This window comes from Saccharomonospora halophila 8, from assembly GCF_000383775.1.
Classification (GTDB): Bacteria; Actinomycetota; Actinomycetes; order Mycobacteriales; family Pseudonocardiaceae; genus Saccharomonospora; species Saccharomonospora halophila.
This window is the reverse complement of sequence record NZ_KB912528.1, coordinates 15,874-25,587: the sequence shown is the minus strand read 5'-3', so window position 1 is coordinate 25,587 and position 9,714 is coordinate 15,874. Positions and strand designations below refer to the sequence as shown.

General features: G+C 71.7%; 12 protein-coding genes. 8 read left to right on the top strand and 4 right to left on the bottom strand.

The genetic code is table 11. From position 1 onward, the window contains the following. Window positions 1-78 precede the first annotated feature (78 nt). On the bottom strand, window positions 79-1,302 hold the full coding sequence (locus SACHA_RS0108940; protein ID WP_198010122.1) for an NAD(P)-dependent malic enzyme: 1,224 nt from the start codon (window positions 1,300-1,302) through the stop codon (window positions 79-81). A 297-nt stretch (window positions 1,303-1,599) separates the two neighbouring features. Between SACHA_RS0108940 and SACHA_RS0108935 the strand changes: the two genes are divergently transcribed. From SACHA_RS0108935 to SACHA_RS0108925, 3 genes are all read left to right on the top strand, one after another. Then, a complete protein-coding gene (locus SACHA_RS0108935; RefSeq protein WP_019808954.1) occupies window positions 1,600-2,220 on the top strand; it encodes a dTDP-4-dehydrorhamnose 3,5-epimerase family protein in 621 nt (206 codons plus the stop codon). Between the two features lie 67 nt (window positions 2,221-2,287). Then, window positions 2,288-2,887, top strand: coding sequence for a histidine phosphatase family protein (locus tag SACHA_RS0108930; RefSeq protein WP_019808952.1), 600 nt, complete (start codon window positions 2,288-2,290; stop codon window positions 2,885-2,887). 105 nt (window positions 2,888-2,992) lie between these two features. After that, complete coding sequence (locus SACHA_RS0108925) at window positions 2,993-3,484, top strand: GNAT family N-acetyltransferase (protein ID WP_019808950.1); 492 nt, start codon at window positions 2,993-2,995, stop codon at window positions 3,482-3,484. A 60-nt stretch (window positions 3,485-3,544) separates the two neighbouring features. Here the strand turns inward: SACHA_RS0108925 and SACHA_RS0108920 are convergent, their stop codons facing one another. Next, window positions 3,545-4,051 carry a hypothetical protein gene (locus SACHA_RS0108920; protein WP_019808948.1) on the bottom strand — a complete coding sequence of 169 codons (507 nt, stop codon included), beginning with the start codon at window positions 4,049-4,051 and terminating at the stop codon, window positions 3,545-3,547. A 407-nt stretch (window positions 4,052-4,458) separates the two neighbouring features. Here SACHA_RS0108920 and SACHA_RS0108905 point away from each other — a divergent pair, with 407 nt between their 5' ends. Together SACHA_RS0108905 and SACHA_RS0108900 are read left to right on the top strand one after the other, a co-directional pair. Then, the gene (locus SACHA_RS0108905) at window positions 4,459-5,373 is read left to right on the top strand and encodes a diacylglycerol/lipid kinase family protein (RefSeq protein ID WP_028663014.1); all 915 of its coding nucleotides are present in this window, start codon (window positions 4,459-4,461) and stop codon (window positions 5,371-5,373) included. A 289-nt stretch (window positions 5,374-5,662) separates the two neighbouring features. Further along, window positions 5,663-5,917: a WhiB family transcriptional regulator gene (locus SACHA_RS0108900; RefSeq protein WP_019808940.1), complete on the top strand. Its 255-nt coding sequence runs from the start codon at window positions 5,663-5,665 to the stop codon at window positions 5,915-5,917. Window positions 5,918-6,091: 174 nt separating this feature from the next. Here SACHA_RS0108900 and SACHA_RS0108895 read toward each other — a convergent pair whose 3' ends face one another. Continuing rightward, window positions 6,092-7,663: a sensor histidine kinase gene (locus tag SACHA_RS0108895; RefSeq protein WP_019808938.1), complete on the bottom strand. Its 1,572-nt coding sequence runs from the start codon at window positions 7,661-7,663 to the stop codon at window positions 6,092-6,094. Between the two features lie 146 nt (window positions 7,664-7,809). Here SACHA_RS0108895 and SACHA_RS26585 point away from each other — a divergent pair, with 146 nt between their 5' ends. The 3 genes from SACHA_RS26585 to rsrA all read left to right on the top strand — a co-directional run bounded on the left by SACHA_RS26585 (window position 7,810) and on the right by rsrA (window position 9,284). Continuing rightward, the gene (locus tag SACHA_RS26585) at window positions 7,810-7,884 is read left to right on the top strand and encodes a 50S ribosomal protein bL37 (RefSeq protein WP_407690016.1); all 75 of its coding nucleotides are present in this window, start codon (window positions 7,810-7,812) and stop codon (window positions 7,882-7,884) included. Window positions 7,885-8,223: 339 nt separating this feature from the next. After that, the gene (locus SACHA_RS0108885; RefSeq protein WP_157601641.1) at window positions 8,224-8,916 is read left to right on the top strand and encodes a sigma-70 family RNA polymerase sigma factor; all 693 of its coding nucleotides are present in this window, start codon (window positions 8,224-8,226) and stop codon (window positions 8,914-8,916) included. Next, window positions 8,916-9,284, top strand: coding sequence for a mycothiol system anti-sigma-R factor (gene rsrA / locus SACHA_RS0108880; RefSeq protein WP_019808928.1), 369 nt, complete (start codon window positions 8,916-8,918; stop codon window positions 9,282-9,284). Before SACHA_RS0108885 ends, rsrA begins: the two co-directional genes overlap by 1 nt. A 36-nt stretch (window positions 9,285-9,320) precedes the next feature. Here the strand turns inward: rsrA and SACHA_RS26075 are convergent. Continuing rightward, window positions 9,321-9,714, bottom strand: a 394-nt coding sequence (locus tag SACHA_RS26075; protein WP_332253578.1) for an alpha/beta hydrolase family protein, incomplete at its 5' end; no start/stop codon positions are given.

The window sequence follows — 9,714 nt, the reverse complement described above, 5'->3', positions numbered from 1 at the left end:
GGCCGCGGTCCCGCGTACGACGCCACCCCGGCGCGACACGCGGGACCCGGCGGACCGCACGGCCCCGGAAGCGGACCGTTACGCCTCCCACTCCGGAGAGTGGGAGGCCACGCCGTCCGACTCGGCGGCCTTCGCCACCGCGGCCGCCACCTCACCGGCCACCCTCGGGTCGAGCGGACTCGGGACGATGTGGTCGGGCGCCAGCTCGTCGGCCGCCACCGAGACGATCGCCTCGGCCGCCGCCAGCTTCATGTTCTCCGTGATCGCCCGCGCACCGGCGTCCAGCGCACCCCGGAAGATGCCGGGGAAGGCCAGCACGTTGTTGATCTGGTTCGGGAAGTCGCTGCGCCCGGTCGCGACGACCGTCGAGTACCGGCGGGCGACGTCCGGGTGCACCTCCGGGTCGGGATTCGACAGGGCGAACACGATCGGATCGGGTGCCATCCCGCTGAGCAGGTCCTCGTCGACGTGGCCGCTGGAGAGCCCGAGGAACACGTCGGCACCGTCGAGCGCCTCGGCGATGCCGCCGGTGAGCCCGCGGGCGTTCGTCGTCTCCGCGAGCTCGGCCTTGATCGGGGTCAGTCCCTCCCGTTCCGGGTGCAGGATCCCCTTCGAGTCGAGCAGGGTGATGTCGGCGACCCCGGCCGCCTGCAGGATCCGGGTGCAGGCCACCCCGGCGGCCCCCGCACCGGACACGACGACCCGCTGGTCGGCGACGGACCGGTCGAGCACCATGTTGGCGCCCCGCAGGGCGGCGAGCACCACGATGGCCGTGCCGTGCTGGTCGTCGTGCATCACCGGGCAGTCGAGCGCGTCCTTGAGCCGGTCCTCCAGCTCGAAGCAGCGCGGCGCGGACACGTCCTCGAGGTTGACCGCACCGAACGAGGGGCGCAGCCGGACCAGCGTCTCGACGACCTGGTCGACATCGGTCGTGTCCAGCACCAGCGGTATCGAGTCCAGGCCCGCGAAGGTCTTGAACAGCACCGACTTGCCCTCCATCACGGGCAGCGACGCACGCGCCCCGATGTCGCCGAGCCCGAGTACCGCCGTGCCGTCGCTCACGACCGCGACGAGGCGGTCGGCCCAGGTGTAGCGCTGGGCCAGCGTCTCGTCCTCGGCGATCGCGCGGCTCACCTTCGCTACCCCGGGGGTGTAGGCGATGGAGAGGTCGCGCGCCTGCGCGATCGGGCGGGTCGCGGTCACCGAGAGTTTTCCACCCTCATGACCGGCGAAGATGTCTTCGTCGCTCACCTGAGCTTGGGACACGTCAATCTCCAGGGCTGAAGAGAGAACGGGGGCCATCGACGATGGCATCCCCGGTGATGTGGGCTCGTACCACGGCGAGTACGGCGCTGTGGCGCCCTTCGCCGACGAGGCGTCCGTCGAGGCCGGTGCTGAGATCCGGTCCGTCATCGCACCGTGGCCGCCGGACGCGGCGGTTCGTCCAGTGTGCCACCTCCGCCACCCGCCGTGTCGCGGGGGTGCGGCCGACGTCACAGAACCGTGACCGATATTCGCTGGTCAGGACCAAGAACGCAAGACGACCGTCCGGCTTGGTGGGATTCCCGGTCGCGGGAGCGCCGCCGCTATGCTCACGGCATGGATGTGCGCGAGCTGCCGGTGGCCGACGCCTACGAGTTCGTCCCGCCGGTCTTCCCCGACCGGCGGGGTCTGTTCGTCGCGCCGTTCCAGGAACCCGCGTTCCTCCGTGCCGTCGGCCATCCGCTGTCGGTGGCACAGACGAACCACAGCGTCTCGCACACGGGTGTCGTCCGGGGCGTGCACTTCGCCGACACACCCCCGGGCCAGGCGAAGTACGTGTACTGCCCCCGCGGTGCGCTGCTCGACGTCGTGGTGGACGTGCGGGTCGGGTCCCCGACCTTCGGCCGACACGCGGCCGTCCGGCTGGACAGCACCGACTTCCGCGGCCTCTACCTCGCCGAGGGCCTCGGCCACGCCTTCCTGGCCCTGGAGGACGACACGGTGCTGGCCTACCTGTGCTCCACCGGGTACAACCCGACCGCCGAGCACGGCGTACACCCGCTGGATCCGGCCCTGGGACTGCCGTGGCCCGCGGACACGGATTTCGTGCTGTCCGACAAGGACGCCGCCGCACCCACCCTGGCCGAGGCCCGGCAGGACGGGATCCTCCCCCGGTACGAGGACTGCCTGGCCCGCTACGACGCACTGCGGGCCGCGTCCGCGCCGTCCGGCGCGTGAGGCACCGCCCGCGACAGGCCACCCGATCAGGCCCCACGACCGGGGAGTGGGCGACTATATTGCGGGCGTGATCGCCGGCCCGCACGAGCACCCGTTGTTCCTCCTGCGCCACGGGCACACCGAGTGGTCCGCCACCGGCAGGCACGCCGGGCGGACCGACCTGCCGCTGACCGCGGTCGGTGAACGGCAGGCCCACGCCGCGGGGCGGACCTACGCGCTGATGTCCGACGACTCGTCGGCGGTCGTGCTGAGCAGCCCCCTGCGCCGCGCCCGGCACACCGCCGAACTCGCCGGACTGGAGGTCAGCGACGTCAGCGAGGACCTCGTCGAGTGGGACTACGGCGACTTCGAGGGGATGACCACCCCGGAGATCCGTGAGCGGGTGCCGGGCTGGACGGTGTGGACGCACCCGATCCCGGGCGGGGAGAGCGCCGACGCGGTCCGCGCGCGGGCCGACCGGGTGCTGGGCCACCTGCGGCCGACCCTGCCCGAGCGGCCCGTGGTGCTGGTCGGGCACGACGACTTCGGCCGGGTCCTGATCAGCCGCTGGCTGGAGCTGGACACCGCGGCGGGGCGCTTCTTCCGGTTCGACCCGGCCAGTATCACCGTGCTGGGAAGCCAGCGGGGCGTTCCGCAGATCCGCCACCTCAACGTGCCGCCGTCCTGACGGTCCTGACGGTCGCGGACACCACGCACGACCGGGCGACCGCCGCGCCGGGCGCGGCGGTCTAGGCTCACGGGGCCCCGTCGCCCGCCACCGAGGAGCCCACCCGTGGACCGTCGCATCCGCCGTGTCCGGGACACCGACGTCGAGACCGTCGTCACCCTCGTCCACGAACTCGCCGAGTACGAGAAGGCCCCACAGGAGTGCCACCTCACCGCCGGGCAACTGCGCACCGCGCTGTTCGGCCCCGCGCCCGCCCTCTACGGGCACGTCGCGGAGGTGGACGGGCGGATCGTCGGGTTCGCCCTCTGGTTCCTCAACTTCTCCACCTGGCGCGGCGTGCACGGCATCTACCTGGAAGACCTGTTCGTGCGTCCGGAGGCCCGGGGAACCGGGCTCGGCAGGTCCCTGCTCGCGGCGCTGGCCGAGGAATGCGTCCGGCACGGTTACGCGCGCCTGGAATGGTGGGTGCTCGACTGGAACCCGGCCGTCGGGTTCTACACCTCGCTCGGGGCCGAGGGGATGGACGAGTGGACCGTGTACCGCCTCACCGACGAACCCCTCCGCAGGCTGGCCGCCGATTCCGCCGGGTCGGCGTGACCCGGCGGGCCCGACCGGGGCTGACCGGGTGCTGACCGGGTCCCGTCGGCGGGCCACCCGTCAGCGGGTCCCGCCGCCGTCCCGGCGTTCCCGTTCGGCCCTGCGTCCGGCGGCCCTGCCGCGGCGGGAGGCCTCCTCCTCGGTCTCGTCCTCCGTCTGACCGAGTACCCACGCCCGGGACGCCCGCCGGAACAACAACACGAGCACCGCCACACCGGCCGCCATCACGGGCAGGCCGAATCCCGGCTGGTCCGAGGGCCCGGTCGCGTACCAGCCGACACCCGTGAGGATCAGGCTCACGACGACGGCGGGTGAACGGGCCCAGGTTTTGCCGAGCAGCAGCCCCACCGCGCAGGCCAGCACCCCGGCCGCGAGCACGCCGAAGTAGGCGGCCTCGGCGGCCACCGCGACACCGGTCAGCGGTGAGGCACCCGCGTTGAGGCCCACGAGCACACCGAAGGCGAGCAGCGCGAATCCGGGGAGGGCGGTGAGGATCCCCGCGAGGCGGACCTCGCGTGGGGCCGGGGAGATCGCGTCGCGGATCGGCACGAAGCTGCCCTCCTGCATTGACCGTGCGTGAACACAGCCGATGGTATGCCACCCGGTCGGACGTTTTACCGTGGCGGCACACCGGGCAAGGATTCAGGTGTCGTCGATGAGCGGGCGGTCGCCCGGGGTGCAACTCGTCACGGCGCTCGGCAGGGCCACGCACGCGGGCCGAACCGACCGGAGCGGGAGGGCCGACAGGGCAGTCAGCACGATCTCCGGCGCGGCACGGTCTCCGGCGTCGGCACGGTCTCCGGCGTCGGCACGGTGTCCGGCGCCGGCACGGTGTCCGGCACCCGCGGCCCGGCGATCACACCGGCCTGGTGAGGGAGCGCCGGGAGAGGTCCGGTCGCGCGGGTGAGATGTTTCGCAGGACCCGTGTCCGCGCGAGACCCCACCGGCGGCCCGGATTCACCTACTCTGCGGTGGTGCGCGCCGTTCTCGTCGTCAACCCGAGGGCCACCGCGACCACCCCGGGTGGTCGGGACGTGCTCGCGCACGCGCTCGCCAGCGAGGTGAAGCTGGACGTGGTCGAGACCGATCACCGGGGCCACGCGCGGGCCGTCGCCCGTGCGGCGGTGGAGGACGGTCTCGATCTCGTCGTGGCGCACGGCGGTGACGGGACGGTCAACGAGGTCGTCAACGGCCTGCTCGACCCGCCGGAACCGCCCGCACCGCGGCCGATGCTCGGGGTCGTCCCCGGCGGGTCGGCCAACGTGTTCGCCCGCGCGCTGGGTCTGCCCCGGGATCCGGTCGAGGCGACCGGGCGTCTGCTCCGTGCCCTGGAGGAGCGCAGCGTCCGGCGGGTGGGGCTCGGGCGCGCCGACGGCCACTGGTTCACGTTCAACGCGGGAATGGGCTGGGACGCCGACGTGGTCGCCGCCGTCGACCGCAGACGCGGCAAGCGCACCGGCCCGTGGTTGTACCTGCGGACGGCGGTCGCCGGCTATCTGCGTCCGCCGCACGGGCGGCCCACGCTGACCGTGCGGATGCCCGGAGCCGAGCCCGTCGAGGTGCGCACTGCGTTCGTCTCGAACACCGATCCGTGGAGCTATCTGGGACCGCGTGCCGTTCATCTGAACGCGCACAGTTCGTTCGACTCCGGTCTCGGCCTCTTCGCGCTGACCGGGCTCGGACTCCCCACCGTCCTGCGCCACGTCCGCCAGGCACTGCGGACGCGCGGGGAGCACCGCGGACGGCGACTCCTGCGCCACGACGACGTGCCCGTCCTGCGCATCACGGCCGAGGAGCCGGTGGGCCTGCAGGTCGACGGGGAACTGCTGGGACCACGCACCCACGTGGAGTTCGTCGGGGTTCCGGACGCGCTCACGGTTGCGTTGTGATCCGTCGCTGTCGGTGAACAACACCACGTGATCACCACCGACAAAGTCCCCCCTACCACTCGTCGACGCCAGAGCTCCACTCACCGCATCACTCGCGCCGGACCGGACACCGTGAGAAGGTGAAAGCGCAGGTCAGAAGGGTCACCGGGCCGGGTGAGCTGACTCACCGATCCCGATCGAACACTTGTCGAAGCCGGTTCTTCGTGAAAGCATTCACAAGCACCCCGAAGAAAGACCGCCATGACGACTGTGGCGCGGAGCACCGCGCCCGAAACAAGGAGCTCGAAGAATGGACTGGCGCCACCGCGCGGCCTGCCGAGACGAGGACCCGGAACTGTTCTTCCCCGTTGGCACGAGCGGCCCCGCCGTATCGCAGATTGCCGCGGCCAAGGCCGTGTGCCACCGCTGCACCGTCGCATCCGACTGCCTGGCCTGGGCTTTGGCCAGCGGTCAGGACGCCGGTGTCTGGGGCGGCATGGACGAGGACGAACGTCGTGCGCTCAAGCGTCGGCGCGCGCAGATCAGTACGCGGAGCAACTTCTGACGCGACGTCCGCGCAGGCGAAACGACGCGTCCGCGATTCCCTTCTGCCTTGGCGAAAGGGCAGAAGGTTTGAGGGTCGGCATCCGTTCCGGGTGCCGACCCTCAAGCGCGCGGTACGGATCCCGACCGGCGATGCCGGGCGGACCGGCCCTCAGCACGCCGGGCACGGAAGGACTCAGCTGCGCCTGCTGAGCGGGATACGCAGGGCGGCCTCCGTTCCGGAAACGCGGTGGCCGCCCTCGTCGTGTTCGCCGTCGCCGCGCCCCGGCGATTCCACCTCCGCCGTGTCGTCCCCCTCCGCCGTGTCGTCCTCGTGGATTCCGCGCAGGGACAGGGAACCGCGCAGTTCGGATTCCACGAGCGTCCGGGCGATCTGGAGGCCGAGACCGTCGGCGCGTTCCAGGGTGAAGCCCGCGGGCAGGCCCTTGCCGTCGTCCCGCACGAGGACGTCGAGCCAGCGCGCCGACCGTTCGACCACCAGTTCCACCCGGCCCGTCCGGCCGCCCGCGAAGGCGTGGTCGACGGCGTTCTGCACGAGTTCGGCCACCACCATCACCAGTGGGGTGGCGATCTCGGCCGCCACCACCCCGAACGAGCCGGTGCGGGACATGCGCACCTGCGACTCGGCCGTGGCGACCTCGTTGACCATGGGCAGCACCTTGTCGAACAGGGAGTCCAGGTCGATCCGCTCGTCCACGGACATCGACAGCGCCTCGTGGACCATCGCGATGGACGACACCCGCCGCACGGACTCCCCCAGCGCCTGCCGCGCCTCCCCGGACTGCATCCGACGCGACTGGAGCCGCAGCAGCGCCGCGACCGTCTGGAGATTGTTCTTCACCCGGTGGTGGATCTCGCGGATCGTGGCGTCCTTCGACATCAGGGCCCGGTCCCGCCGCTTGACCTCCGTCACGTCCCGGATCAGGACCAGCGCCCCGGCGGCACGTCCGGCGGGACGCAGCGGCAGCGCACGGAACAGGACCACGGCACCGCGCCGGGACTCCACCTCCGTGCGGGTGCCGGGCTTGCCGTCCAGCGCCTCCAGGATGCGGTGGGACACGTCGGTGGCGTCGAACGGATCCCGCACGAGGGACCGGGTGAGCGGGGCGAGCCGGGTTCCGATGAGATCGGATTCGTATCCCATCCGGTGGTAGGCGGACTGCCCGTTGGGACTGGCGAACACCACGGTGCCGCTCTGATCCACACGCACGAGCCCGTCGCCCACACGGGGGCTGGTGTGCACGTCGATGTTCGTCTCGGGACTCGGATAGGTCCCGTCCGCGATCATCTGGCACAGGTCGGCCGCACTTCCGAGGTAGGCGATCTCCAGCGGGCTGGGCACCCGGGGGCTGGCCAGGTTCGTCTCCCGGCTCAGAACGGCGATCACCGCCTCTCCCAGCCGTACCGGGACGGCCTCCCGCCGCATCGGCAGGTCGTTGTACCAGTGCGGCTCCTCCTCCCGGCAGATCCGCACCTCCCGCATGGCCCGGGTCAGCTGGGGGTGTTCGTCGGTGGTGAACCGTTCCCCGACCACGTCCTCGGGGTGCGCGGTGGGGGCCGTGGTCGGCCGCACCTGGGCGACGCACACGAAGTCGTCGGCCCCTTCCTGCACCGGCACCCACAGCAGGAAGTCGGCGAACGACAGGTCGGCGAGCAGCTGCCACTCGGCGACCACGAGTTGCAGGTGGTCGACGGACTCGCCGGGGAGACCGGTGTGGTCGGCGAGCAGTTCAGCGAGCGTGGACATGCCCCTCCTGATCGGTGCTACGTCTGGCACGGTGGTGCCGTGGGCGGCGTCGCGGCGGGCCGCCTCGCCCCTCGGTCCGAGGCGGCCGGAATCGGCGGGCCCCCTCATGACACACTAAACGTGGAGCAGTGACGCAAGGAGTGAACATGGCCAAGCGAGCTCGGAAGCGCCGCGACCGCAAGAAGAACAACGCGAACCACGGCAAGAAGCCGAACACCTGAGGTTGCGCCGGACCGGGGCCGGACGGGGTCGTCACCCGTCCGGCCCCGCTCTGTGTCCGTTCTCACTCCGTGCGGCGACCGTGACGGCGTTTCGCCCGGCCGTCGTCCGGCAATCCGACGCCGGGATCCGATCCCGCTCGCCGCACGCGCCGACGGCAGGCGCGGCCCGGCGGGAATATCCCGGCGGTCCGGGATGTTGTGTTCGACGTGCCGACAACGCTGCCTCCTGGAACGCTGACCAGAGTCCCCGGCCCACCGCGCGGACGCTCGAACCGGATGTGGGCGCGCGGCGCCGGGACGCCCCGCCGAGACGACGGCGCCGATCGGGAAGGGAACGGTTTGCCGAGTACCCAGAGCCCCGCTGACAGCGCGGCCATGTCCGAGACCGCGGCTCCGCCCGCCGGGACCACGGCGGCGTCCGAGGACACGACGCCGCAGGCCGAGGAGGCGGAACAGCAGCAGGCGGAGCGGTTCCAGCGCGACGCCATGCCGCTGCTCGACCAGCTCTACTCGGCCGCGCTGCGCATGACGCGCAACCCGGCGGACGCGGAGGACCTGGTCCAGGAGACGTATCTCAAGGCCTACGCCGCCTTCTCGTCGTTCAAGAAGGGCACCAATCTCAAGGCGTGGATGTACCGCATCCTCACCAACACCTACATCAACGGTTACCGCAAGCGGCAACGGCAGCCGTTGCAACAGCCGACCGAGGAGATCACCGACTGGCAGATCGCCCAGGCGGAAAGCCACACCTCGACGGGTCTGCGCTCGGCCGAGGTCGAGGCCATGGACAACCTGCCGGACACCGACGTCAAGGCGGCGCTGCAGCAACTCCCCGAGGACTTCCGATTGGCCGTGTACCTCGCGGACGTCGAAGGCTTCGCCTACAAGGAGATCGCCGAGATCATGGACACCCCGATCGGGACGGTGATGTCGCGACTGCACCGCGGGCGTGGACAGCTGCGTGGTCTGCTCTCCGACGTCGCGCGCGACCGGGGGTTCGCACGCTCGGCCCGACAGGAGGTGACCCGCTGATGTGCATCCGCGGCGACTCCGGTGGAAGCGACCCGTCCACGGACACGGGCGAGGTCGACAAGGTCGGATGCGACGACGCGCTCGCCGAGATCTACCTGCTGCTGGACAAGGAGTGCAGCCCCGAACGCGACGCCGAGCTGCGCAGGCACATCGAGGACTGTCCGCCGTGCCTGGAGGAGTACGGTATCGACGACCAGATCAAGCGGCTGCTCGCCCGCAAGTGCGGCGGGGATCTCGCCCCGGCGGAGCTGAAGAACCGGTTGCAGGCGTCGATCCGGCGGACCGTGGCCGAGCGCAGTGGCCTGCGGGTGTCCGAAACGAAGATCAGCTTCCGGCGCGAGCCGGACGACGCACCGGACGACCGGTAGGCGCCGGGGCACGGCGCCCGGGGGCCGCCGAACAGGTTATGCGCTGAGCGGGCGCAGCACCCGCCCCAGCCATTCCGAGGCCGCACGCGAGACGGCGTCCAGGTCGCTGTCCAGGCTGTGGTTGCCCGGCACCGTGACGACCTCGTGATGCGGCCCGGCCGTCGGACAGCCGAACGGGTCCCGGTCCCCCTGCACGACGAGGGTCGGTACCCGGACGGCGTCGAGTTCGGCCTGACGGCTCTTCTCCGGTCTGCCGGGCGGGTGTTCCGGGAACGCCAGACACAGCACCGCGGAGGCCTGCCCGGCCGCGGCCGTGCGGCAGGCCACCCGCGCACCGGACGAGCGGCCCCCGAACACCAGCGGAAGACCGTCGAACCGGGTGGCGGCGAGCTGCTCGGCCACGGCCAGCCAGGCCGCGTCGAGTTGCGTC